Origin of the sequence: Alkaliflexus imshenetskii DSM 15055 (assembly GCF_000517065.1) — a bacterium.
Lineage (GTDB): Bacteria > Bacteroidota > Bacteroidia > Bacteroidales > Marinilabiliaceae > Alkaliflexus > Alkaliflexus imshenetskii.
The window spans coordinates 2,197,405-2,224,200 of the sequence record NZ_KI912105.1; the positions used below are offsets into that span (position 1 = coordinate 2,197,405).

Annotated in this window: 20 protein-coding genes; 2 read left to right on the forward strand and 18 right to left on the reverse strand. The window is 43.6% G+C overall.

The genetic code is table 11. The annotated features are described in order from the left end of the window. Positions 1–141: 141 nt before the first annotated feature. On the forward strand, positions 142–2,412 hold the full coding sequence (locus ALKIM_RS0109215) for an inorganic phosphate transporter (RefSeq protein WP_026474380.1): 2,271 nt from the start codon (positions 142–144) through the stop codon (positions 2,410–2,412). Between the two features lie 36 nt (positions 2,413–2,448). Here the strand turns inward: ALKIM_RS0109215 and ALKIM_RS0109220 are convergent, their stop codons facing one another. The 5 genes from ALKIM_RS0109220 to ALKIM_RS19285 form a co-directional block, all read right to left on the reverse strand. After that, positions 2,449–4,515 (reverse strand): methyl-accepting chemotaxis protein, encoded by a 2,067-nt coding sequence (locus ALKIM_RS0109220; protein ID WP_044117854.1) that lies wholly within the window; start codon positions 4,513–4,515, stop codon positions 2,449–2,451. Positions 4,516–4,532: 17 nt separating this feature from the next. After that, positions 4,533–5,057, reverse strand: coding sequence for a chemotaxis protein CheW (locus tag ALKIM_RS0109225; protein WP_026474382.1), 525 nt, complete (start codon positions 5,055–5,057; stop codon positions 4,533–4,535). A gap of 12 nt (positions 5,058–5,069) precedes the next feature. Continuing rightward, positions 5,070–7,130, reverse strand: a complete 2,061-nt coding sequence (locus ALKIM_RS0109230; protein ID WP_026474383.1) for a chemotaxis protein CheA — start codon at positions 7,128–7,130, stop codon at positions 5,070–5,072. 47 nt (positions 7,131–7,177) lie between these two features. After that, positions 7,178–7,558 (reverse strand): response regulator, encoded by a 381-nt coding sequence (locus tag ALKIM_RS18150; RefSeq protein ID WP_044117855.1) that lies wholly within the window; start codon positions 7,556–7,558, stop codon positions 7,178–7,180. Positions 7,559–7,801: 243 nt separating this feature from the next. Next, positions 7,802–10,576, reverse strand: a complete 2,775-nt coding sequence (locus ALKIM_RS19285; RefSeq protein WP_052345507.1) for a PAS domain S-box protein — start codon at positions 10,574–10,576, stop codon at positions 7,802–7,804. A gap of 226 nt (positions 10,577–10,802) precedes the next feature. On the opposite strand from ALKIM_RS19285, the gene ALKIM_RS0109245 reads away from it, so the two are divergent. Beyond that, positions 10,803–11,489, forward strand: a complete 687-nt coding sequence (locus ALKIM_RS0109245; protein WP_026474384.1) for a Crp/Fnr family transcriptional regulator — start codon at positions 10,803–10,805, stop codon at positions 11,487–11,489. Between the two features lie 122 nt (positions 11,490–11,611). Here ALKIM_RS0109245 and phoU read toward each other — a convergent pair whose 3' ends face one another. The 13 genes from phoU to ALKIM_RS0109310 all read right to left on the reverse strand — a co-directional run bounded on the left by phoU (position 11,612) and on the right by ALKIM_RS0109310 (position 26,559). Beyond that, the gene (gene phoU, locus ALKIM_RS0109250) at positions 11,612–12,286 is read right to left on the reverse strand and encodes a phosphate signaling complex protein PhoU (RefSeq protein WP_026474385.1); all 675 of its coding nucleotides are present in this window, start codon (positions 12,284–12,286) and stop codon (positions 11,612–11,614) included. A 45-nt stretch (positions 12,287–12,331) separates the two neighbouring features. After that, on the reverse strand, positions 12,332–13,171 hold the full coding sequence (gene pstB / locus ALKIM_RS0109255) for a phosphate ABC transporter ATP-binding protein PstB (RefSeq protein WP_084555854.1): 840 nt from the start codon (positions 13,169–13,171) through the stop codon (positions 12,332–12,334). Between the two features lie 12 nt (positions 13,172–13,183). Beyond that, complete coding sequence (gene pstA / locus ALKIM_RS0109260; protein WP_044117856.1) at positions 13,184–14,041, reverse strand: phosphate ABC transporter permease PstA; 858 nt, start codon at positions 14,039–14,041, stop codon at positions 13,184–13,186. Next, a complete protein-coding gene (pstC, locus tag ALKIM_RS0109265; protein ID WP_218916693.1) occupies positions 14,038–14,925 on the reverse strand; it encodes a phosphate ABC transporter permease subunit PstC in 888 nt (295 codons plus the stop codon). The genes pstA and pstC overlap by 4 nt, the downstream gene beginning before the upstream one ends. A gap of 48 nt (positions 14,926–14,973) precedes the next feature. Then, positions 14,974–15,885, reverse strand: a complete 912-nt coding sequence (locus tag ALKIM_RS0109270) for a phosphate ABC transporter substrate-binding protein (protein WP_026474389.1) — start codon at positions 15,883–15,885, stop codon at positions 14,974–14,976. A gap of 147 nt (positions 15,886–16,032) precedes the next feature. Further along, positions 16,033–16,716 (reverse strand): response regulator, encoded by a 684-nt coding sequence (locus ALKIM_RS0109275; protein ID WP_026474390.1) that lies wholly within the window; start codon positions 16,714–16,716, stop codon positions 16,033–16,035. A gap of 2 nt (positions 16,717–16,718) precedes the next feature. Continuing rightward, positions 16,719–18,221 (reverse strand): ATP-binding protein, encoded by a 1,503-nt coding sequence (locus ALKIM_RS18160; protein ID WP_157363868.1) that lies wholly within the window; start codon positions 18,219–18,221, stop codon positions 16,719–16,721. A 5-nt stretch (positions 18,222–18,226) separates the two neighbouring features. Beyond that, on the reverse strand, positions 18,227–19,678 hold the full coding sequence (locus ALKIM_RS0109285) for a TrkH family potassium uptake protein (RefSeq protein ID WP_044117857.1): 1,452 nt from the start codon (positions 19,676–19,678) through the stop codon (positions 18,227–18,229). Between the two features lie 356 nt (positions 19,679–20,034). Further along, entirely contained in the window at positions 20,035–21,321 is a 1,287-nt protein-coding gene (locus tag ALKIM_RS0109290; protein ID WP_026474392.1) for a porin, read from the reverse strand. 426 nt (positions 21,322–21,747) lie between these two features. Further along, the gene (locus tag ALKIM_RS0109295) at positions 21,748–22,512 is read right to left on the reverse strand and encodes a LytR/AlgR family response regulator transcription factor (RefSeq protein ID WP_084555856.1); all 765 of its coding nucleotides are present in this window, start codon (positions 22,510–22,512) and stop codon (positions 21,748–21,750) included. A 3-nt stretch (positions 22,513–22,515) separates the two neighbouring features. Then, complete coding sequence (locus tag ALKIM_RS0109300; protein ID WP_026474394.1) at positions 22,516–23,571, reverse strand: sensor histidine kinase; 1,056 nt, start codon at positions 23,569–23,571, stop codon at positions 22,516–22,518. 122 nt (positions 23,572–23,693) lie between these two features. Beyond that, positions 23,694–24,335 carry a tetratricopeptide repeat protein gene (locus ALKIM_RS18165; RefSeq protein WP_044117858.1) on the reverse strand — a complete coding sequence of 214 codons (642 nt, stop codon included), beginning with the start codon at positions 24,333–24,335 and terminating at the stop codon, positions 23,694–23,696. A 64-nt stretch (positions 24,336–24,399) separates the two neighbouring features. Beyond that, positions 24,400–26,559: a TonB-dependent receptor gene (locus ALKIM_RS0109310; RefSeq protein WP_026474395.1), complete on the reverse strand. Its 2,160-nt coding sequence runs from the start codon at positions 26,557–26,559 to the stop codon at positions 24,400–24,402. Between the last annotated feature and the right edge of the window lie 237 nt (positions 26,560–26,796).

A 26,796-nucleotide genomic window follows, 5' to 3' on the forward strand; every position in this document is an offset into this window, starting at 1 on the left:
ATCGTTGTTATGTTCTGAAATTGAGCCATAATAATTGTAAATTTGTACAATTTGCGCGCATATTCCTAACAAAAAATTAATATAGGTAAGTTTTTTTCGCTGTAGTTGATGCACTATTTTTGATTTATAAACGTCACTCACATGCTGTTAATCTGGACTTGTGTCACTCTTCTTTCGCTTCTGGCATTTTTTCACCTGGTTGTAGGGGTTTCAAACGATGCGGTGAATTTTCTCAATTCTGCCATTGGCTCGCGTATTGCATCGCGGCGTGCTGTATTATGGACAGCTGGCGCCGGTTTGCTCATTGGCACATTTTTTTCCGGCGGAATGATGGAGGTGGTGCGAAATGGCGTTATCAATCCCAATAGTTTACATCTTAGCGATTTGCTCATTGTTTTTGTGGCTGTTTCCATCATCAATGTGATTGTGATCGACGCCTATAACAGCATTGGTTTTCCAACATCAACTACCATTGCAGTTATTTTCAGCCTGATAGGAGGGGGACTGGCCGTTGTTATGATGAAAGGTGCAGAGACTGGAATGGCCTACTCGGGTTTCATCAATACCGATCGCATCTTTCTGATTTTTGCCGGTATATTGGTTTCCATTCTCATGGCTTTTGTGATGGGTGCTGTGGTGCAATTCGTGACCCGTCTTATCTTCACTTTTCAATATCAAGGTCGATTTACTTTGTTGTTTGCATTTGGTGGCGCTTTTGCGTTCACGGCCATTCTGTTTTTGATATTTAAGAAAGGTGTGGGTGGCGTTATCTGGGAAGAGCATTTCAATACATTTGTCGAGCTTACCTTGATGGATGTGCTGATACCCACTTTTATCATCATATTTTTTGTGCTCTGGGGATTGGGCACTTTGATAAAGATAGACATTCCGCGGTTGGTAGTTTTTTTTGGGACTTTTGCCCTGGCACTGTCTTTTGCAGCCAACGATCTTGTCAATTTTATCGGCTTACCACTTACCGGCATTGAGAGTTTTAAAGAGTTTTTGAATACTCCCGGTGCTGATATTAACACGTTTTCACTTCATTTTTTGGATAACGACTGGATTCGCGGCCATCACTTTCAGGATGGCATATACATGACTTTTTTTGTGCTGGCCGGTGCCATTATGATGATTACCGTTTTTTACTCAAAAAAATCGCGTTCGGTAACCGAAACAGAGGTGTATCTTGGTCGTCAGGCGCCAGGTTATGAGCAGTTTGAGCCTTCTCCCACATCGCGGTTGCTGGTACGTCGTTTTCTGTCGATGTATCAGAAAGTAGAAGCGTGGCTACCAGCGCCTGTGCATAACTTTATTTCTGCCAGATTTGCCCGCTCAGTGGTTCCTGAGCGACATGCCGGAACCGACGAACTGGTATATTTTGATACGGTGCGCGCCACTGTGAATCTGGTTGTGGCTGTTCTGCTAATCTCTGTCGGCACCTATTTGCGTTTTCCGTTGTCCACCACCTTTGTCGTATTTATGGTATCCATGGGCACTTCATTTGCTGATCAGGCCTGGGGACGCGAGAGCGCTGTGTACCGGATTTCAGGAGTGCTATCGGTGTTGGGCGGTTGGTTTATAACTGCGTTGACCGGTTTTTTGGGCGCGTTTATTTTTACGCTGCTTATTTGGTGGGGTGGCTGGGTTATGGCGTTGGTTCTTTTTGCATTGATGATTCTGACGCTTATTGGCACCACGCGTTATCACCATCGCAAGCAACAACAGATCGAGACTCAGCGACAAGGATTTATCAATGAGCAGGCCGAAAGTGTAGAATGGCTGCGCGAAACCGGAAGTGAAAATGTAAGGAAGCAGCTACTTGAAATCTCTAAAATCTATTTTTTAATCATCAATGGGCTTATTGATGAAAACCTCAAGCAGTTAAGGGAAGCCGTGCAGAAGTCGGAGTTGCTACAACAAGCTGTTAAAAACCACAAGGAGGAGTTGTTTCGCACATACAGTAAACTACCCGATGAGGTTCAGGACGCAGGGCATTTATTTGTGCAGGCGCTCGATTATCTCACCGAGCTGTCGAATACTTTAAGTATAGTGGCACCACTTGTCTATTCTCATGTTGAAAATCAGCATAAAGGTCTTACCAATGTGCAGCAGGATGATCTTTCTGTTATTCTTGATGAGGTGACATCTTATCTCAATTTTGTAATTCATTTTGAGAAGGAGAAACGCTTTGATGCCCTTGCAGAACTTAAAACGCGACAGCGAATACTAATTGATACCATTGAAGAGTACCGCCTGGAACAGATACGGCGCATACGCTCAGGCGAGGGGAAAACACGGGTGAATGTGATTTATATGGAACTTCTGGGTGAGACTAAGAATATGCTGATTTATTGCCACAATTTATTTCAGGCCTTAAGAGAGTTTTACATTCATTCGGGCAATAAAACATAACCCGCAGATTGCTCTGCGGGTCGTGTATGGTGAGGTTTAAAATCTTTGGTAATCCTCGTCGTTCACTTCGGGGTAAGTCATTTTCAGATCTACACCTTTGACATCATGGGATTCACCGTTTCCTTTGCGTGCCACCATCTTTTTGCCTGAAGTAAGTTTACTGGCCGCAGCAACCTTCTTCTTTCCTTTACGGTTTTTGCGTTCATCTTCGATGGTAAAGAATGATACCACCTCCTTCATCTGTTCTGCTTGTCCCGACAACTCTTCGGAGCTGGAGGCCATCTCTTCAGAAGCAGCCGCATTTTGCTGAATCACCTGGTTAAGCTGCTGAATGGCATTGTTCACCTGGTCTGCACCTGAGTTTTGTTCCATGCTTGCAGCTGCTATTTCCTGCACCAAACGGGCCGTCTTCTCAATTTCAGGCACAATGGCTGCCAATTGCACGCTGGCCTCTTCCGATACGGTTACACCTTTTTCGGAGAGCATATCAATTTCTTCGGCGGCAATCAGACTGCGTTCTGCTAGTTTACGTACCTCTTCGGCTACCACAGCAAATCCTTTTCCATGTTCGCCGGCGCGGGCTGCTTCTACGGCCGCGTTAAGCGCCAGCATGTTGGTTTGGTCGGCAATGTCGCCAATGATTGAGATTTTCTTGGCTATCTCTTTCATTGTAATCACAGCAGTGCCGGCACTTTCTGTACTTTTCTTGATTCCGGAAGCAGCCTGAAGGGCAATTTTCTCTGTCTGCAACGCATTATCGGTATTTTGCTGTATGTTGGCAACCATCTCTTCCATAGATGATGAAACCTCCTCGGCCGAGGAGGCCTGTTCACTGGCACCCTGCGACATTTGCTGCGATGTGCCACTCATTTCCTGACTGGCAGCAGCTATGTTATCGGCTCCTGAAAGAATGTCACCAATTATTTCACGCAGTTGTTCCACCATTTGCTGTAACGAACGGGCCAGGTGACCTATTTCATCTTTTTGTTGCAGTAGGGTTTCATCAATTTCTACAGTGAGGTTACCACCGGCAATCTCTTCAGATAGTGCCACACCTTTGTTGATACCACTTGTAATGGCTCTGGAGATGAGTAGCGCCAGGAAAATGGCCAATGCCAGACCAATGAGGATGGCCAGTATCATGGTGATGTTGGAGGTGGTGATGATTCTATCACCTGTTCTGATTTCATTACGTGCGGTGGTTTGGTTGTATTCAACCAGTTGTGCAATGCTATTCCTAACGCCTTCAAGATACTGAATCACATCCACCATTTGAATCTGTTCCATTGCAGCAAATAAGCTCACTGCTTCCTGAGCCTGTTCATTCAGTATTTCAAAATATTTAAAGACTTCATCAGCGGCCGGTATCATCTGATTCATGTAAATGTTCTGACCAGTGGCACGGTCTCCTCTGCGTAAAGCGGCATTGGCATCGTGAACAGCTCTGTGAAAGCGGTTATGGTGCTCACGCATGTTGGCAATTGCAGTATTGATTACTGTATTGGAAGTTCGTAAGTTGGGAATCCATCTGCCAAGGTTACAGGCTGATGCATCATCACCTCCATCAAATGAGTGTCCTAACTGTACCGCATTACCCAATCGCACTTGTAGCGCATAATGATCCTTTTCGAAGCGTTCCAGATTCATCAGAAGTTGCATTGGGTAGTGAATATCCAATCTGTTGAGTCGTTCAAGGTCAGCCTCAAAAGCCTCGTTTCTGCGTCGCCATTCAACCAATGCATCTGTAAACTGACGGTATATTGCCGCTTCTTCAGCAGATTTAGGGAATTTTTCAAAGGCTTCTATCGCTTCCCGATAACGCTGACGTGCAGCGTGAACTTCTCTAAGTTGTTTTGAGCGCTCATCAAGGTTTAAGTTTGGATTTAGCATTGTGCGCATACTTACCATAAGTGTTTCAATATTCTTCTCTGCCTCAAGCAGATATTGTACACTTGGCATGTTTACATCTGCCACTTGATTAAAGGAGCTCCCTACACTACGCAGACTAAAAAGTCCTATTAATCCTACTATTAGAGCAATTACAGCTACTATGGAAAATCCCGTGAGGATTTTTTGTCCAATTTTTAAGTCGTTGAATTTCATTTTATGTCCTCCTGTGCTTATTGGTTCTGGTTTGTTGTTTCGTTTATTTGTTCTTTGGCTTTCATCAATTCGTTCATATTTAATTGGTCGTCTGATGAAAATACGGTATCCATGTTGAGAATGATGTAGAATTTCTCTTTCACGCGGGCCATGTTTGAGATGATGTCTGACCGGTATTGCTTTCCGATACTCGGTGGTGGGAGCAAGTCCTCTTTTTCGATTTTTAGTACGGCTTGCACGGCATCAACCAATATGCCCAGCATTACAAATTCACCTGAAATGTTGGCCTCAATTACCAAAATACTTGTGGTTTTGGTGCGTTCGGTGGGTGTCATTCCAAATTTTACGCGTGTATCTACCACCGGCAGCACGTTGCCCCTGAGGTTGATAACTCCTTTCATATAGCGCGGAGCTCTGGGTACTTCGGTAATTTCAGCCATCCCCAGAATTTTTTGCACTTTGCCCACATGCAGTGCAAATACCTCATCTCCCAACCGAAAGGAGAGGTAAGATGTGATTTGGGATAAATCTTCTTTACTCATCGTTTATTGAATTTATGAATGATTTAGTAGTTCTTTTATGATGGCGTTGGTGTCCAGCACAAGGGCAATGGTGCCATCGCCCATGATGGTGGCTGCCGATATAATTTTTTGTTCATGATACATGCGCCCGAGAGGTTTTAGTACAGCTTGAATCTTCCCAATAACCTGGTCCACCGGAATGGCAATGTTCTGGCCTTCGTGATTCACCACCACCATCTGGCACTTTTTGGGTGTGTTTCCCTTTATCGAGAGTTCCTTACGTAGGTTGAAGAATGGATATTGCACGCCATCAAGCGTTACCACATTGATGAAGTTGTTCTCCATCTGACTTGATTCTATTGAGTATATCCGGTCGGTAAGCGACATGGGAATCACATATTGGCCATTGTTTACCTTCACCAACAGCCCATCGATAATGGAGAGTACCAGTGGGAGTGTGATAGTGATTTCGGTGCCGCGACCATATTCTGAATGGATGGCCACTTCGCCGCGAATGGCTTCGATGTTACGTTTGACCACATCCATACCAACACCTCTTCCCGATACTTCGGTCACTTTTTCGGCTGTGGAAAATCCTGGCAGAAAGACCAGATTCAGCAGCTCTTGGTCGCTGAGGTGGTCGGCCTCGCTGATGAGCCCTTTGGCAATTGCTTTCTGACGCACTTTTTCGGTTTGTATGCCGGCACCGTCATCTTTTATACGCAGCACCACGTTGGCGCCTGAGTATCCGGCATCCAGATGAATGGTGCCTGTTTCGGGTTTGCCCTTAAGTTTGCGCACATCGGGAAGTTCAATGCCGTGGTCAATGCAATTACGGATGATGTGGAGCAGTGGGTCGGTGAGGCTTTCGATCATGGTTTTATCCAGTTCGGTTTCGGTGCCTTTGGCCGTGAAAGCGATTTTCTTACCCAAATCGTTGCTCAGGTCGCGCACCAACCGCTGAAACCGTGTAAGCATGTTTTCAACCGGGATGAGGCTGATGCTAAAAGCACTGTCGCGCAGCATGCCGGTGAGTTTTTGTACACTTTCAGTAACTATTTTGAGTTCCGGAATTTGGTATCGGGAAGCAATGTTGTTTAATCTTTCCTGAGTGATCACCAGCTCGCTCACCAGATTTACCAGGCCATCAATTTTATCGGCTGCCACACGTATGGAGCTGAGGCTGCGGTTTTGTTTGTCGTCATCGCATGGAATAGCAGCTTTTTGAGGTGACGGGTCGCTTTCTATGTTCAGCTTGCTGCCAATAAAGTCTGAAAAATCGGCCAGCCCAATGTTCTCCTGTTGGCTGCTTAACTGCTCTAATTTTCTAGAGAAGTCGCTATTGAGAAACAGATCGGAGTCACTGATTTTTTGGATGCCGATGGTAGAGTTATCTTCTACAAAAATAAATACATCCTTGATGGCATTTTGATCCTCTTCGGTTGCAAGAAATAGATCCCAGTATATGTAGGATTGTTCAGGGTGAAGCTCGCTAAGGCATGGAACAGATATGTAGCCGGGTATTGCGTACATATTGCCCATATTCCCAAGCTCATCAATAAGGAAAAGAATGTTGGTTCCATTTTCAAAAGCGGTAGGTCCCGGATAAAAATGGATATGCCAGGTGGCCATTTTATGCGAAACAGGTTTCTCAGGTTCTGATATGGATGTATTTAGTGTTGCAGATGTAAGCAGCTGAAAAGTCTCGTTTCGGATTACGTCATCAATATCTGACACCAGGTTCTTGTACCGTTCCTGAATGGCCGGCTGTTGAAGTTTTTCCGGTTCGAGCAGTATCCGCAGCATATCTACAGAGTTGAGTGTAACCGAAAGCATATTGGACGACAAGTTGAGTTTTCCGGAACGCACCAGGTCATAAATATTTTCCATGCGGTGCGTAAATTCGCTGAGTTTATCAAAACCGAACATAGCACCACTTCCTTTGAGCGAATGCATTACGCGAAACACACGTTCCAGCAACTCCTTGTTTCCCGGTGATAGCTCCAGTTCAAGAAGGGCTTTCTCCAAATCATGTATGTTGTCAAGGGCCTCTTCGATAAAGCGCGCCTGGAAATTTTCAAATGATGCAATCATAGTATCCTGTAGTAAGATTTGACACGATTATTACTGTCGATGGCGACTTAGTTGTTATCAGGCAACCCAATCGTTTGCCTGATACTTTTCATTAAGGTCTGGATGTTTAAGGGCTTTGGAATGAAGTCTGCCGCCCCCATCTCTTTTAAAATTTTAATGGTGTCATGCTCATTTAGAGCTGATACAACAATTATGGGTATGCTGGCATAATCCGGCCGGTTTTTCAATCGTTCCAACAGCTGGAATCCCGAAATTTTTGGCATCAGCAAATCCAGTAATACAAGTGCCGGTTTTTGCTGGTATATCATGTTCCAACCCTCTGCTGCCGATGTTGCCGTTTTGTTGGCATATCCGGCTTCGTCAAGAATTGCGGCCAAGAGCACATTGTTGGTTTGTGAATCGTCAATGATTAGAATGTAGCTATCCATTATCTGTTTGGATTTGAATGTGACATTGTCCCTGATTGGTAAAGTATTGATACTATTTACGCAGGGTTTAAAATTCAGATTCGTTTCCTTTGATGATGTACATTATCGTATTGTGGTGATTTGCATCACCTTTTTGACGGCTGGTAAACAAAGCGAATGTTTATAAAACAAAATCAGGCAATACCCATATTACGTATTGCCTGATTCAGTATCTGTAGAATATAATTGAAAGGTTACAATCTGCTATGGATGGGCTATTTTGAGGTGTTTTGTTACAGTTTGTATCAGTATTTCCGGATTTAATGGCTTATGTAAAGAATCAACGCAGCCTGCGGCAATGGATTTTTCTTGTTCACCATTATTGGTAACGGATGTGAGCGCAATAATCTGAACGTCTGCGTTTTCTGCTTTAATGATGTGGGTAGCTTCTATACCATTCATTACAGGCATTTTGATGTCCATGAGAATAATATCAACAAATAATTCGCTGCGCGAAGCCTCTATTGCTTCAATTCCGTTTTTTGCCCGGATAATCCTGATGTCGGCATTTTTGATGCTATCCAGAATGGTATCGTGAATAAGAATGTAATTTACATCATCGTTAACAGCTACCAGAATGGTGAACTCGCGACTCCCGGTTACATAGCGACTGTAGTCTGACAACATTCTATTTACGTTGTCCTCTGTTTCAGGTACAATTTTGAAGGAGAATAGGGAGCCTTTGCCAGGTTCAGACTCAATATTTATAACAGATCCCATCTTTTCAACAATTCTGGATGCAATGGTAAGTCCCAGTCCGTTGCCGTTATAATTTCGGCTATCGGCCATATCTGTTTGATAGAAAGGCTTGAAGATGTCACTCTGATAGATTTTTTCAATGCCAATTCCAGTGTCTTCAACAAAAAAATTGAGAGCCTCTTGCTCCACGTTATAACCAAAACGGATATGTCCGCAGTGGGTGAACTTTACAGCGTTGGATACCAGCTTCTCTAGTACTTGCCTGATTTTTTCTGCATCAATATAAAAGGTAGTGGGTGAATCAAATGTGGGTGCGGATGCTTGTAGTTCAACCGAATGACTAACATTTGACTCAAATTGTGTTTTTATCTCCTCCAGTATTGAGGTAAGATTGGTGTATTGAGGCCTGAGATCAAAGTCACCAGCTTCCAATCGAGACACATCAATTATATCTTCTACTATCGAAAGAAGTTGAAACGTGCATTTGTTTATGTGATCAACATAGTTGCTTTGTTGCCTGCTTGAAAGATCTTTTGTTTTGAGCAGTTCGCCAAAGCCGATGATGCCGTTCATGGGCGTTCGAATTTCGTGTGACATATTCTGGAGGAAGGCTGTTTTTAAACGATCACTCTCCTCGGACTGCTCTTTGGCAATATTTAGTTCTTTGTTAAGAATTTCAAGTTGAAAATTCTGGTATGCAAGGTCGTATGCATTTTGTTCGCTGCGCAAATAGAGAGAAGCATTCTGGATTGCAAGAGCCGCTTGTGTGGCCATTGTTTGGCATAGCGTAATGTCGGTTTCCGAGAAACTTCTTGTTTTTTGTGTTGAGCCTAACGTGATGATGCCTATTACCGATTTCTTGGTTATAAGGGGTAAAAACAATACTGTTTTCAGACCTCGCGCCTGGAGTATCTCTCTTTCGCTTTCTGATAATACTGCGCTTAATGTGTCATGAATAACAATGGGTTGTTTTTTATTGATACAATCATTGATGTGCGGATGATCCTCCGGATTTGCCGCTGTGGCAATTGGATTGGATGCATCGGTTAATGGGGGGATAGTGGTTTTAAGTTGTAGTATTCCATCGTCTTTGAAATAAATGGCACCACAGTCGAGGTTCAAAAGGTCTAAACCGCTGTTCAGAATGGTTTGGAGCAAATCATCCATATCAAGTGTAGCAATGAATGATTGGCTAATTTCCAGCAGTGTGGCGAGGTTGTTGTTGTATTTCATGGTTTCGCGCTGCGCCAGAATGCGACCGGTGATATCCTCCTTAACAGCTACAAAATGGGTAACCGTTCCATCCGTTTCGATGATGGGCGATATCACTGCCGACTCATAATAAATGTCGCCATTTTTCTTGCGGTTGATGAATTCACCATGCCACTCGTCACCGGCTTTTATGGTTCGCCAAAGTTGATCGTAGGTCTCAGGTGGTGTCAGACCCGATTTAAGAATGCTTGGGTTGTGCCCCGTTACCTCATTGGCTTGGTAGCCTGTGAGTTGGCAAAATTTAGGGTTCACAAATTCAATATTCCCTTGTACATCGGTAACAATGATGCTGGCCGGGCTCTGTTCCGTAGCAAGCGACAGTTTTTTCAGCTTCTTTTCAGTGGCTTTTATCTGTGACAAATCGATATCGACACAATATATGACTTTGCCTAAATCATTGATGGAGAATACGATGTGAGAACTGAATGCCGGTACAAGTTTTCCGCTTTTATGCTTCAGATACATCTCTGCCGGAGGTATTCCCTTACCGGTTCGTACCATTTCGGTCACAGCTTTTTTAACCTCATTCTGCATCTTATCAGGGATAATTAAATCCAAAAGGTTGCGCCCCAGAGCTTCATTTTCGCTATACCCATACAAAAGTTCGCTGCCACGGTTCCAGAAAACAACTGTGCCGTCTTCTTTGTATCCTTGTATCGATATTGTTTTTAGTTTATTTAATTGTTCATGAAATAGCTGTTCGCGCTCTAAAATCAGATTGGCATCAGGCGCCACATCCGGAAGTTGTAACGCAAAAAGTGACACCGTTTGTTCGTCACACAGAAAAGCTTTTAACAGTATCTGTTTGGTTAGTTTTTGGCAAAAGAAGGATATCTCCTGTTCGGTGCCTGTATCGATAACTTTCTTAATAAAGTCGGACCAGGTAAAATGCAGTGAAATGTTTGAATGCAACAATGGTTTCAATGTGTTTTGAAAATCGTTGTCATTGCCTTGAATGTGAAAAAGATCCAGAAACGCCTTGTTTGCCCATGAAAAGTGAAAATTCAAACAATCCTGGAATTTGATCGTACAAACTCCAGTTGTTGAAACAGTGAGGATCTTTTCAGAAATTTGGCTAGTAAACATTTTTCATGCAGTTAATTGTTATGTTTCTGAATATTAACAAACATTAAATGCTTACGCAATAGTTGAGAATTTGTTTTTGTGAAGGGTAATGTTTTTTAGAATGTGTAAACTGTAGCAATGTAATGTCTTCCACAAATTTTGTTTGTTTATGAGCAATTACTCTACCAGTACAGCAGTGTTAAACTTAGGCTCTTCGCAGCTTTTATTCGATGAGTTGGCAAAAATTACCGACATCAGTTCGATGGCGGAATTTCACTATAAAAAAGGGGAGCTTATTTTAAAACAAGGTATTCCGGCAACCTATGCCGTGTACATACAAAATGGAACTGTGAAGGTGTGTAAGGAGAATTCCAACGGAAAACTCAACATCATTACATTGTGCGAGGCCGGTCGGTTTCCGGGCATACTCGCCATACTTGGGAAAGGGGTAAACGAGTTCACGCTTGAGGCTCTGTCGGGTGTTACAGTTCTTAATATCAATATGGATGCGCTACGTTCTGTGCTGCTGAACTGCCCCGAGCTAGCTATGCACATTCTTGAAACTGCCGGCCGGCAGGCCACTGATGCCATCACACGTCTGGCCACCATCAACAACAAGCAGTTGCCGGGCAGATTGGCCGACATTCTGCTTTATTTCTACCATTTCTTTGGCGAGCAGATGGAGTTTGAACTGCCGCTCAAACGGCACGAATTGGCGCAGTTTGCCGGCACCACCAAGGAGAGTATCATTCGCACGCTGGCTGAGTTTAAGCACGATAAAATCATCGAACTCAATGGCAGTCAGGTGCGGATAAACAGTATGGAAATTGTGGAAACGCTTAGCCGACTTGGTTAAGAGGATTAGATGAAAGCGTTTTAGAAGGATAGATTCGTCCGGCAAGATGACTGTTAATCTCTATACTCTAAAAATCTTATCTAATCATCTAACATCTAATCATCTATTCGTCTTTCCCCTACCTAGTTAATTTTGTTCTTAAACTTGGCGTGCGCTAGTTTTTTAGCTTCAAGAGAGAAAATAATCTCTTCGGCCACGTTGGTCATGTGGTCACCCACGCGCTCCAGGCGACGCACCACCGAAAGGATGTCTAGTAGTACCCTTGTTTTATCAGGCTTTTGCTTAATGAGTTCCACCACAATGTCGGGTGCTTTTTTATTGATGGCATTCAAATCCTTGTCCATCTTAAAAATGCCGCGTGCCAGTTTACTGTCTTCATTGATGAAGGCGCTGGAGGCATCTTTCATCATCAATGAGCAGATGTGAAACATCTCCGTGATTTTCAGTTTGCTGATGATCTCTTCGTCCACCGGTTCCTTTAAATCTTCGATAACCAGGCTTATGGCATTGGCAAAATCGCCGATGCGCTCCAAATTGTAGTTAATTTTTAGAGTGGCCAGCACAAACCGAAGGTCGGCGGCAAAGGGGTTCTGAAGCGCCAGAAAGGTTTCGCACGCTTCGTCAATCTTCAGTTCAAAGGCATCCACGCGCTTTTCTTTCATGCTCACTTCATTGGCCAGACTTTTGTCAAACTCCAGGAGTGCCGTGCGGGTGTTATCCAATTGTGAGGAGACCAATCCCCACATATCTAAAATGTTAGACTTTATGGTTTTGAGGTCGTGTTCCAGATGCTTCATTTCAATTCCTTGTGTGAAAGAGGTGTTGTGTGTTTGTTAAAGGTATCATCCAAATCGACCGGTGATATAGTTCTCGGTCAGTTTCTTGTCGGGGTTGGTGAAAATTTTATCGGTATCGCCATACTCAATCAAATCGCCCATGTGAAAAAATGCCGTTTTGTGGCTTATGCGCGATGCCTGGTGCATGTTGTGCGTAACGATGATGAAAGTGTATTTCTTCTGAAGGTCAAAAATCAACTCTTCTATTTTTGCTGTTGAGATGGGGTCGAGTGCCGAGGCGGGCTCATCCATCAGGATAACTTCCGGCTCCACAGCAATGGTGCGGGCAATACAAAGCCTCTGCTGCTGGCCACCTGAAAGCGCCATGGCAGATTTCTTCAGGTCGTCTTTTACCTCGTCCCACAATGCAGCCTGACGCAGTGATTTTTCCACAGCCTCATCCAGCAAATTTTTGTTGCGCACACCGTTGATGCGTAATCCATATATCACATTTTCATAGATGCTCTTCGGAAAAGGGTTTGGCTTCTGGAAAACCATGCCTACTTTTTTGCGCAGCGCTTCAACTTCCGTTTTCTTGTCGTAAATGTCATAACCTTTGTGAAGCACCGTTCCATTGAAATGGAAGCCGTCGATGGTATCGTTCATACGGTTAAGCAGTCTGAGAAAAGTTGATTTTCCGCAGCCACTGGGGCCAATAAAGGCTGTAATGGAGCGTGGCGCAATGTTCATGTTGATGTTTTTGAGGATATGCGCCTGCCCGTAAAAAACATTCACGTCCTTCACTTCAAACTCGTAGTTTTTCACCGCCATCTCTTCAGGGGTAAAAATTTTGGTTGAGTTTTTCTTCTGCACTTTCTCTTTTTTCGTTTCCACTATAGTATCCATAACTGATTGTCTTTACATTTTATACTTTTTCCTGAGCCTGTAACGGATGATGATGGCCGTTAAATTAAGACCAAACACCAGGGCTATCAGGAGAAAGGCGGTGCCGTATGCAATGGGTCTTACCAGTTCAATGGCATGGTGTTGTGTCGACATGATGTAGAGGTGATAGGGCAGCGCCATAAACTGGTCGAACAGTGAGCCGGGTAATTCCGGCAGAAAGAAGGCAACCCCGGTGAAAAGGATGGGGGCTGTTTCGCCCGATGCGCGCGATATGCCAAGTATGCCGCCTGTAAGTATGCCAGGCATGGCGTATGGCAGCACGTTGTAGCGCACTGTTTCCCATTTTGTGGCGCCCAAGGCCAGTGAGCCGTCTCTGAATGAGCGTGGGATGTTTTTCAAAGCTTCCTCTGCGGTGGTTACAATCCACGGCAGTGTTAACACGCCCAAGGTGAGTCCCGATGCCAATACCGAGCGTCCCATGCTCATGGCCTGCACAAAAAGCGCCACCCCAAACAAACCGTAAACAATTGAAGGCACTCCGGCCAGGTTACGTATCGATGCCCTTATGAGGCGGGTGGTGAAATTTTGCTTGGCGTACTCATTAAGGTAGATGGCAGTGGCCACGCCTATGGGAAATGAGAATACGATGGTAATGAGCGTTACAATTAATGTTCCCATAAGGGCCGGGAAAACGCCTCCTGCCGACATCCCTTCGCGTGGCGATTCTGTGATGAAACTCCATGACAGCACACCGGCACCTTTCGAGAAAATGTCAAAGAGTATCACTGCAAGAAACAATAGCACGATGATGGCGCAGATTGTCACAATCAGGTATCCCAGCGAATGCTCTATTTTTCTTAATCTGTTCATAACTTATGTCTTCCAACGTGCTGCGTAATTCTGTCGGCCATAAAGTTGACCAGCATGGTGAGGATAAACAGAATTAACCCCACAGCGAATAAACTGTAATAGTGTGTTGTATTATAGGGTACTTCGCCCAATTCGATGGCAATGTTGGCGGTCATGGTACGTACCGAGTCAAAAATATTTCCCGGCATGCGCAAGGCATTTCCTGTGGCCATGAGTACGGTCATGGTTTCACCAATGGCTCTTCCAAAACCAAGCATAATGGATGCGATGATTCCTGAACTGGCTGCCGGTATCACCACTTTTACAAGTGTGTACCATTTGGTGGCACCTAAGGCAATGGATGCAGCTTTATACTCTTCTGGCACTGAGCGGATGGCATCTTCCGATACGCTTATGATGGTTGGCAGTGCCATAAAAGCCAGCAGAAAAGAGCCGTTCAGAGCATTTAGTCCCGCAGTCAGGCCAAAGGTTTTGGCGATGAGCGGCCCCAGGAAAACAATGCCAAAGAACCCGATTACTACTGAGGGAATACTGGCCAAAATCTCGATGATGGGTTTTAGTGTTTCTCTCACGGCCGGTTTGGCTATTTCGGAGATGTATGCCGCTGTGCCAACCCCAATGGGGATGGCTATCACCATGGCGCCAAGGGAGACGAACAGGGTGCTTACCACCATCGATAAAATACCATAGGCCGATTGGTCATAACCAGAAGGGTTCCAATTGGTGCTCAGAAAGAAGCCTGAAAAAGAGACCTCCTTAAAGGCTTGTACGCCATAATAAAAGAGCATTGAAAAAATACCACCCAGAAAGAGGATGACCGATAATCCTGCGAGCATTAGCAGCCCGCGTATCGCTTTATCTTTTATTTTTCTGATGTCTTGCAAAGCCTAAAAATTGTTTGTTATCAATATCAATTACTGTTGAGGCGGGCATTATTCAATAATGCCCATCTCTTTAAGTTGCTGCAAGTATTTTTCACCGATGGGATAGTATCCGGCATTGGCCACAATCTGCTGGCCTTCCGGACTCAGTTCAAAGCGGATGAATTCGAGGATACGTCCTTCGGGCATGCCGTTGGTAAACTGATACAAGGCGCGGCTGATTGGGTAATCGCCCGACTCCACGTTTTCTTTTAACAGCGGGGAGAATGCTGTAGAGTTTTCATCCAACGCCACATTGATAACAGAAATTCTGTCGGCCACTTTGCCGTCTTTGTCAACAATGTAACCAATGCCGGTGTAACCAATTGCTGTGCGGTCGCTCCTAACGGCTTCTACAATCTGAGCGGTGCCGTTCATGTTGCGCATGTTGTTGGTATAGTCGGCTTTCACTACATGGTCGCGGAAATAGACATAGGTGCCGGAGTTGCTCTGACGACCATACACCGTGATGGGTAAATCGGGACCGCCGAGTTCACTCCAATTGGTGATGATGCCCTGATATATTTTACTGATTTGGTCAATGGTCATTTCCGTGATGGGCAACTCGTGGTTGATTATAACTGCCAGCCCGTCGATGGCAAAGGGGATGGCTACCGGCTCTACGCCGCGGTCACGGGCTTGCTGTATTTCGGAGGCATTCATGGCACGCGATGAGTTGGCGATATCGGTCTGGCGATTTATCATAGCTGCGATACCGGTGCCTGAGCCACCGCCTGTTACAGCAATTGATTGTTCTTTGTTGATGGCCATGTAAGCTTCGGCGAGGTTCTGAACCATGTTCACTTCACTGTCGGAGCCGCTGATTTGAATGGCGTTGGAGCGATTTGCGCGTCCTCCGCAGGCTGCAAATAGAATAGCGCTCAGGGCGATGGTGCCGATGAGCATAATCTTTCCAAATTTCATAATTCCTGTGTTTGTTAGTAATTGTCTTATTATGACAATACAAAATTACCACAGTGGAATCTGGAAGCTGTTACCCGTATTTTAACAAATAATTACCTGCACCTTAAATCAATGTTAAGCCAGTGTTAAGAAGTAGCTGCAATCAAGTTAGTCAACAAATCGATAGCCAATACCCGATTCAGTGGTTAAAAGTGTCGGCTTAGAAGGATTTTCTTCAATCTTTTTTCGCAGTTGAGCAACAAAAACCCGTAAATATTGAGTTTGCTGTAAATATCCATAACCCCATACCTCTTTGAGAATGTATTGATGGGTTAATACTCTGCCCCTGTTTTTCACAAAAAGACAAAGGAGTGAATATTCGGTTGAAGTTAGTTTTAGTAGTTCACCATTTTTGTAGACGCTGTGGTTCACCATATCAAGAGTGATGGAGCCAAATTCAGCAATAGGCAGATCATTTCGATTTTCATTTAATCGAATTGCTGCCCGGATGCGCGCAAGTAGCTCACCACCTCTAAAAGGCTTGGTGAGGTAGTCATTTGCCCCATTGTCAAGTGCACGAATAATTTCATCTTCCGAGTCGCGAACAGAAAGAATTATTATTGGCCGGGAATACCATCGGCGTAAATCCTTGAGCATCTCCTGTCCATCTATATCTGGAAGTCCTAAATCAAGGATTATTAAGACCGGATGATGTGTAGCGGCATCTACCAAACCTTTTTTGCCTGTGGAACTGGCAACAACGTTAAATGAATTAGCTGAAAGTGTTATTTCTAACAACCGTCGAATCTGCAATTCATCATCTATTATTAGGATGGTAGGTTGATCAGTCATTGCTATGTTGTTTGTAATTGTTCAATATACGGGTCTTCAGTCGGAATCCAAATAGTAAAACAAGCACCGCCTTCTTTGCGGTTTTCCAGATGTATTTTACCACCATGGGCTTCAACAAATCCTTTTGCTATTGAAAGCCCTAAGCCTAAACCGCCTGGTTTGCTGTCGTTTATTCGATAGAATTTATCAAATACATGCTCGAGGCCTTCTGGTGGAAAACCTGACCCGTTATCATTTATCGTGATAATCATCTCTCCAATATTATGAGAAACTAATAGCTCGATTTCTGAATTGTCAGCGGTATGTTGTGAGGCGTTTATTATCAGATTGTAGAGAACTTGTTCCATCAAACCGAAATCTATCTTTACCAATGGCATATCGTCAGCTACCAATATGATTATATTAAAATATTTTAACTCCTCTTCCAGTTCATTGGTTACTTTATTGATAAGATCGTTTATATCATGCCAATCTCGTCTAACAGAAAGAAACCCACTCTCGAGACGTGACATATTAAGCAAATTTCCTATTAAACGGTTTAGACGTCGTGAAGCAGTATTTATCTCGTTGTAAAGTTCTAGTCGAATCTCTCCATTGTGTGTTTCATTCAACAATGTGTCTGAAGCACCCATTATTGTGGCAACGGGGATTCGAAATTCATGAGATATTGAATTAAATAGTGTGCGATACAATCTGGCCGATTCATCCAAGAAACTGGCTTTCTGGGCTATGCGAGACAGAAAATCACGTTCAAGGGCATTTGCTATTTGCACTAAAAAAGCATCCCACAATGGGTTTTGGTCAAAGTTTGATTCAGACAATACATGAGATACGACTAGTACACCTGTGTTTATTGATGCCCCCGTAAGAGGAAATGCCTTATGATTACTGTGACTTTGATACGAGGTTCCGGCTCCCGTGCATTGTTGATTTCTAAAAGTAAGTTGTACGATTTCTGAGATGTCAGGTGTAATGGTTTCACTTAAGACTAAATTATTGTTCCCATCTTGGATGTATATCTGAGGTGTAATGCCAAATCTCTGAGAAATTTGTGATATGGCAACATCAGTAATTTCTGATGAATGACCTGCTCTTGCGAGTAGTTTTGTTAGTTGAAGTAAATCGTTGGTTCGAGCTTCTCGTTCACGCACCAGTTGTTCCTGACGACGTATGCGAGTAGTTAGAATCCCATTGAGCAAAGCAATGATAAAAAAAAGCCCAAAAATGAGAATGTCGTCTGTCTGGGCGATATGGAATGTATAATGAGGTGGAATGAAATAGTAGTTCCAGGCCAGAGCGCTCACTGATGAGGCCAATAGCACAGGTCCAAGCTTAAACATCGTAGCTATAAAAGAGACCACAAATAACAGGATGAAGGAGACAAGATGATAGCTTTCTGTTTTAGCCAATGGCATACAAAGGACGATAGTTACACTAATGGCCAACAATGAAAGCAGATATGGGTGAATCGGCTTTAGTTTTCGGTTAATTATGGTGTGCTTCACTTCAATTAGTTTTTCCAGTAACTACCAGTAAACAGAATGAGAATCGTATAAATTTCAAGTCGTCCCACAATCATAAGAAACGATAATATAAGCTTAACAACATCTGAAAGATGCGCAAAATTTCCGGCAGGACCTACACTTCCAATTCCCGGGCCGATTCCCGCCATACAGGTGGCTACTGAGCTAAGAGCTGTTTGTCCGTCAACACCGAGTAAAATAAGCGAAAAGCTTCCAATAGCAAATACCACAAAATAGGAAATTATATAACTTAGGATTGAATTGTTCGTTTCGTCATTTATTGTGCTTTTATTGAGTTTGAGTAAAATTATTGCATTCGGAAAAATCATTTGTTTGAAATTTTTATGGATGTTTTTGAAGAGTAATAAATGACGAATCATTTTTATGCCACCAGCTGTTGACCCGGTGCTTCCTCCAAGAAACATAGCAAAGAAAATGGTAAGCCAGGCATAAGGCTGCCATTCCATATAATCAGCAGTTGCGAACCCGGTACAAGTAATGATTGAAATAACCTGAAAGAATGATTCCCTGAATGCGTTCTCAGGGGTTTTTCCTGAATCCAGAATTAAACTACCGGTAATAAAGGTACCTATTATAAGAATACAGATAAGGTAAAATTTTAACTCCTCGTTATCATGAACCTTTTTAAACTCTCTCTTAAATAAGTAGTAATGAATAGCAAAGTTCATCCCTGCCAAGACCATAAAAATCATTACAACGTATTGAATGTATGGCGAGTACCCGGCAATACTGTCGTTCTTAGGTGAAAATCCCCCGGTAGCTATAGTGCCAAAAGCATGGCATAAACTCTCAAATACACTCATCCCGCCTAACAAAAGAAAAACTGTCTGGGCGGCTGTAAGTGAGATATAAATAATTAATAATCGTTTGCCAACCTCTTTGATTTTTGCCTGAATTTTGTCTTGCAACGAAGATTCCATTGTAAATAGATGGTAACTGCCTATATGAAGGGATGGCATCACTACAATAACTAGAACAATGATACCAATCCCACCAATCCAATGAGTTAAACTTCTCCAGAAAAGAATTGATTTGGGGAGCGATTCAATGTCTGTTAAAATTGATGAACCCGTGGTAGTAAACCCTGAAACTGATTCGAATATAGCGTCTGTGAACTCAGGTATGGTGTTCGACAAAAGATAAGGAATAGCCCCGGTTAACCCCAGAACTATCCATGAGAGTGTTACGGTGAGATAGGCCTCACGTCTTTGTATGGTGATATTCTGAATTGAAAGATGCGTGAAAAAATAGAATATAAGTCCCGGAATAAAAACGACAAGAGACGAAATTATAAAAGGTCTTACTGGTTCATCAAATATTACTGCTACCAAAGCACAAGCCGCCAGTGCCCCTGATGAAATAAATAAATTACGACTTAAAACGTTTAGAACAATCCGGTAGCTTATTATCTTTTCCATTGATTTTACAGGATTTTCGCGTCTCAGTTGTATTTATTAGTCATGAATTTGTATATAACTCTGATAACATATACAGAAATTCTTATGAATAGCACCAAAAGAACGATTATGCCTACTATTTCCAATGCACTCAAACTTTCCATTTTGTTATTTGACGTTTATAATGCCACAAAGAAAACACGGATTTTATAAAGGGATTGTTAAAACAGAAGGTAGATATATCAAGAAATTATAAATTTCAGTCAGATTAATCGGTTCTTATATTATAAAAAGAGGAGCTGTCGTTTTGTGACAGCTCCTCTTTTAGTTTATAAAGTAATCAGCACAACTCATTAATGCTGACCGATATTCCGCATCTAAAATTTATACTGCATTCTAAGTGTAAAAGTATTATCCTTAAGGTCTTTGTTGTATCCTGCAAGGTTTTGTGATGTTTCGTTTTTAGGCATATCATAGTATGCAGTGATACGGATGTTTGAATCCACGTCATAAATCCAGCCAAGGGCCATGTTGGTATAGGCCACCTCCGTTTTCGAAAGGCGACTGTTGCTTCTGCCAAGGTCGTCTGAACTCACTTTTGTGTTTGGGTCAAACCAGTCATATTTAACCATTAGTGTATGCTTTGTTCCCGAAATTTTATGGAGCAGCATGGCGTAACCACCCTCTAACTGACGTATGTAGGTGTCAGAGATGGGCGCAGCAGCCGGTGTACGCGTGGAACCAAAAGCTCCGGGCTGGCGGCCTGCAATGTATTCGCCTTTAAAGGTGGTGGTGCCGAGACTGTTTTTTACTGATATCTGGGTGTCAATACTAATGAGGTTTTGCGCGGCTCTTTTGCCGGTATTTGTCTCTGTTGAATCTACCACAAAGCCTTTACTGCCATTGTCAAGGGTTCCCATTTCCCACACGTATTTGTTTGGCTGGCGAAACCCGCCAATGTGTCCCGAAACACGCGCTGCATAACTAACCATACCGTTGTTTGTGGTTCGGTTGATCCCGATGTTTCCTATAAAATCTTTAAAACCATCAAACTCGGACGCATTGCCACCGGTGGCGTTAAACAAGCCGGCTTCTGCCTTCAAAAAATTCCAGGATGAGGCTTTTGAGGGCTGCCATGTGAGTTTAACTCCCAAATCACGCTCAGCGGGGAAGAGCATCTGTGCCACTCTCGCTCTTTCAGGTGATTCGCGACGCGACGAGGATTCCAGTATTTCATAGCTGAACGGACGCTTAAATATGCCGGTGGTCAACGTCAGATTGTTGGTCCATGGCGACTTAAATGCCGCGTAGGCATCACGCAGAGCCACCCCACGTTCAGTGGCATCTATCTGCAACACATATTCACCACTACCGCTTTTATATTCGGTTTTCAATCGGGCTCGACGTACAGAAAAACGACTGTCGCTTTCATTTGTAAAATTTCCCCCAGCCATTGATTCAGCGCCAGGCGTCTGAATATGCTGATACTGAGTTTGAATGTAACCTGTGATTTTAAGTTTTTTCAATGCATCCAAATCCTTTTGTATTTTTTGAATTTGAAGTGCCAATGAATCGGTGGCGGTTAGTGATGATTGCTGGGCTACAGCGGGATGTGAAATGAGGTATAGGGCAATGGCTCCGAAAAGAGAAAGAAAAACTTTCATTTCCTGTGGTTTTGAGATTAGATATTTCCTGTATGGAATCCCGAACGTTTGTTAAGCAATCGTTATCCCGTGTGTGTTCTGCAATTTCCTGTGTGGTTGGCCTTATCTTTATGTTATCGCAATTTAAGCAGTATGGTTTAATTTAAAAAATCATTAACCGCTTGTGAAAATAAAGTTGTGGCCTTTTCCGGGTGCAAAACTATCAGTGTAATGTTAACTGATTGTTAAGGCAGTTTTAAGAATCTGTGTATTATAGAATTTAAATGCTTATCGTATTTTAGTAGTGCAAATTAAATGTGCCGTTCCTTAGGAACTCAAAGAACTTTAGATTGTGTTTTTAACCGGATTAAAATCCGGCCTTATAGGATTATCCGTTCCTTCGGAACTTTATTTGGCTAATGCTCAACTCAGCATTGCTGTTTTGTATCAGTTGTCGAGCCAGGCCTTGAACTGTTGCACCTTTTCTCTGCTTACAATTATCTCCTCGGTATGTGGTACGGATAGCTTTATCTTGAGCCGGCTTCCGGACCAGATAACCACATCCTTTATATAGTCGATGTTTACAATATGTTTGCGGCTTACGCGGAAGAATTGTCGTGGATCAATCAGAGAGGCGACTTGTTCGAGGGTAAAATCCAATGCATATTCATTTCCTTGAATGATGAGCATGAACACCGCTTTTTCGAGCGAATAGAACAATGCGGTATCGCTGGTGGATATCATTTTCAGATGGTCGCCAACCTTCACCAGAAACCGACTTTTATAGTTATTGGACAGTTGATTCAAAGCCTTGGCAAAGGCATGATAATCACTGTTGGCCGCACTAGCGTAGAAGCCGGTCCTGAATTTGTTGATGGCGGTGCTAAGTTCTGCTTCTTTTATAGGTTTCAGCAGATAGTCGATGCTGTTAACTTTGAAGGCCTTAATGGCGTACTCATTATAAGCCGTGGTGAAGATGACCGGGAAACGCACCTCTGTCTGTTCAAAAATCTCGAAGCTGATGCCATCGGCCAGTTGTATGTCGAAGAATGCCAAATCGGGGTGCGGGTTGTCGTTGAGCCATTTTACCGTGCTACGTACTGTGTCGTGACACGCCACAATAATGGCATCCGGAAGCAAGTGCGCCAGCATCTGTGTCAGTTTCTGCGCCGATAGTGGCTCATCCTCAACGATTAATACTTGAATAGGCATCTCTTAATTTTGGTTTTCGGGTTGGTAAATAATGGGTAAAGCCACTGTGAACAAGCCTTCTGATTGTGTCACGCGTATGTTTTTACCGGTTAGCTGTTCATATTGTTTGTCTATACTGGCAAGGCCAAATCCATGATTGTCAGTAATGATTTTTCGTGGCTGGAAGTTATTGCTCACCATGATTTGGTTGTTCTGGCGTGTGATTGTGATTCTTAAAGGATTTTCACGCGAAGCCTCATTGTGTTTAAATGCGTTTTCCAACAATATCTGTAGCGACACAGGAACAATCTGCCCCGAAGTATCATCTATCTCAATATTTACCGCCAAGGCATCTCCAAGCCGCAATTGGTGTAGGTTTATGTAGGCGTGAACAAACTCAAGTTCTTCGTGAATTGATACAAATGTTTTGTCCTTCTGTTCCAGAATGTAGCGATACACGTCTGAAAAGCGACTCACAAATGATTTGGCTTTTGCTGCGTCCACATCGATGAGCGAATCCAGAACACTCAGACTGTTAAACAAAAAGTGTGGGTTGATATGGCTTTTGAGGGCTTCGTATTGAGCTGAGAGGGCTTCTCGTTTGTTTTGCTCCTCCCGGATAAGGAGGGTGCGCCATCCTTTAAAGTATTTGGTTACATAAAAAACACCGGTAATGAGCAGAGAAATAAACAATTGTATCACACCTACCAAAATGAAGTAGCGTGGGTTATCCTTGAAGGTAAAACCGGCTATGAGATGGTGAAAAAAGTAGTTTACGGTAAAAATAACGATAGCAGAAACAATCACCGTTCCAATCACATCAATGGCAAGTGCCAATCCGGGTCGCTTATCCCACGGGAAAAATATATCCAGAAGGGATGAAGCCATTTCATTAAGTTTCCAGAGTGCACCGCCTATTATCAAACAATACAGCACCACGCCCATGAAAATTTCATACGATTGGAAAATCCCGCCCCGACTAAATATCAAGCTGATGGTCAATCCAATGAGTAATACGATGACGATGTCGCGCAGGGTGCGGATTAGAAATTTTTTTATTTTTTCTGATGAAACTGTCATGTTAAACTGAAGTTATAATTAATTCTTAGTGATAGATACTTTAGAAGGACAGAGATGAGGGTATTTCACATCTATTCTATCCTTCTAAATATCTTATATCTATTCATCTTAATTTGCCAAGGTCAATCATTCTCGCAGGCCGAAATCATCTGTAGAGTGATCTCTTTTCCCCACGCCGGACTTAACACGTTCGTCTGCTTGGATGCGGTGTAGCATTCCATGGCGCGATGAAAATGGGGCAGTGCGTTTTTGGAGCCACCACCAAACATTTTTGGCGTGTGAAATACATTTTGACCCATCAGAAAATGTGCCCTCGGGTTGTTGGCGTCAAGCGCGATGGCCTGTTCCAGTGTTTCGGCAGCCATGCGAGAATATTTCATACCTCTGGAAGCATTCACCTGAATCCTGCCCTGATAGAGATAGGCTTGCAATGCCAGAAGCTCCGATTTATTGCCTCCCAGATTCAGCGCACTGTTAATCTCTTGTTCGGCCTGATCCAGAATGTCATCCTTAAGCTTGCCGTTACTCTCTCTAAAGCTGGTGTTAATTCTGCAATAGGCCAGATGGTAGAGTAGTTCCCAGCGGTCGGGCGCCGCAGCTGCAATGCGTTCCATCTTTGCCACACAGGCATAAAGTTCATTGCTGCTACCTGCCGTATGCAATTGCATCAATGTTTCGGATACAGCTTTGTCTAGCGAAGGCGTTTCGGCTTGTGTGTTTCCCCAAATGTAAATCAAAATCGTTAAAATAATTAGCGTTTTCATGTTGAATGTATTAAAGTTAAATAATAGGATTACTCGTTGCTTATGAATTAATTAGAGTGCTCTTTTAGATGGTAATGAAAATTCCCACAAGATAGAATCGGCTGGATTGCGCTCTCACCGGCATGCGCTGGTAAACTCCCTGTTCATTTGGCTGGGTGTAATATCGGTAGCCGAAAATGTTGTCGCGGCCTAGCAGGTTGCTTACCGACATATAAATGATTGTGGGTTTACCAAGTATTGTGCGCAGATGACTGCAATTGATGCTCAGATCGCTGTAATGCGATGTCAGACTGTTCATAAATCCCGGTTTGTTGGGGTCATGAAATGTGCGGCCGGAAGCCACCGTGCCCGAAACTCCAAATTGAGTGGTAATTTGACTTATCCAATATTTGCCCACAATGGTGAGTGTGTTTTCCGGAGCAAAGTGTGGCTTGGCCTTTTGAGGGTAATCTCTGTAAAACCTTTTGGATTGCAAATGGGAGTATGATATCCAGAAGTCAAGATTTCGGATTGTGGTTTGGTCACGGTAGAATAAATCAATGCCACGTGAATAGCCCGACCCATTGTTCTGGTAGCCATCGGGATTCCAAAACTGCACACCATCATAGGTCACCAGGTTCTTGTAATCTTTCAAGTAGGTTTCAAGACGCAGCACCCTGCTGTTTTTCTCATATTGGTAGTTGAGGATGTAATGGTCGGCACGTTCAAAGTTCAGGTTGGTTGTAAATCTGAGTAAATCTTCTTCCGGTGTCTGGTAAAAGTTTCCGTAAGCCAGTGAAAATTGGGAGCGTGCTGTAAGTTGATAGGCTGCCGACAACCGCACTGCCAGATTTTGACGGGAGAGGAGGGTACTGTTTTCGCCCCTGAGACCTATACGTGCAGCTATCCGTTTTGCCGGTTGCCATTCGGTTTCGGCAAATGCAGCCGTATTGTAATCGGTAAACTGGCTTGTGTTGGCGATATCTGTTGCTGCTTCCCAATAGTTTTGCCTGAAATAGTTAATGGTCTCTTCTGCGCCAAGTATTATTCTGGCCTTGGACGAGAGGCTCCTTTTTGCTGTGAAGCGTACCTGTGCATTGCGGTTAACTTCCTCTACTTTAAATCTCTCAAGATCCAGATTGTTGTCATCCAAAGTGATGGCAACGCCACTTTTAAGAATCCACCCTGAACCCGCTTCACCTGTCCAGGTGAGGTTTATGTAGCCATTATTGTTTTTAAGAGACAAGCTGTTGAGCGCGTCAGGTCTCGTGAGGTCGGGATAGTTAAGCCCAAATCTGGAGCCCGAAAATGTGGCAAACCCTTTTATCACGCTCTGGTTTTGGAGACGCTCACGCGTTACCAGATTGATGTTTATCTCTTCCGGAGCTCGATTCATAGGGAACTGCTGGGGCACCACAGAGTAATATGGCGCCAGGTTTGTATAGTTCACGCCTGCTGCTATGGAGCGGTCATCTTTCCGGTATGTTTGTGTGATGCCTTGGCCAACTGTGAGAAACGAAAGCTCCGTTTGGGTGCGCTCAGGAAACGCATTGGTGGTAAGAATAAGAGCCGATGACAATGCCTGACCATATTCGGCTGAATAGCCTCCCGTGCTAAAGGTGGTCCCGCTGAAAAGAAAAGGAGAGAAGCGGCCACGTGAGGGCAAATCCGGAAAACTCGATGAGTAGGGTTTCTTACTCAACATGCCATCGATGTAGGTTTTGGATTCGTAACCATCTCCTCCGCGCACAAACAGACGTCCGTCTTCGCTGATGGCCGAAGCGCCCGGCAGTGCTGACAGCGCGCCATAGATGTCGCCAAGGGCACTGGGAGTGGTGACAATATCGAGCGGGTTAAGAGTGACGCTCTTCTTACGGTCGCCGGCTTCGAACAAACCTGCTGATATCACCACATCGTGAATTATGCCTGACACCGGCTTGAGAATAAAGGAGGCAGAAACCTTCTCCCCGTTAAGGGTGATTGATTTTTCCTGTGGCTGGTGCCCCAGGTACGTGGCCATTAAAACAACTTCTCCTTTTTCAGATGTCTGAAATGTGTAGGCTCCATCAGTGTTGGTGGCAGCTCCGTCAAAACGTCCTTTGATGAATACATTGGCACCTGCCAGCGGGTTGCCGCCGCCATCGGTCACAAAGCCCGTTACGGTTTGTTGGCTCGTGAGGCATACTATGCCAGTAAGTAGTGTGAAGAGTAAACTGGCTGTTCGTTTATGATAGAAAGGGTTCATACTTGTACCATTAATATTTGATACAAAATTGAACCATAGCCATCGCAAGAAAAAAAAGAACCCGACGAACCCCTCAACTGGTAGGACAAGTTGAAGATTTATGGGTATGGATTGAAAACGGATAAGGACAATTCACAATTTGTTAACCTACATGTAATATTATGGTGACAGACCTTCCCGTTGATTAGAGTTTTCTTTGTCCCTGAAATTTAACAGGGAGGAAACTGTGAAACCAAT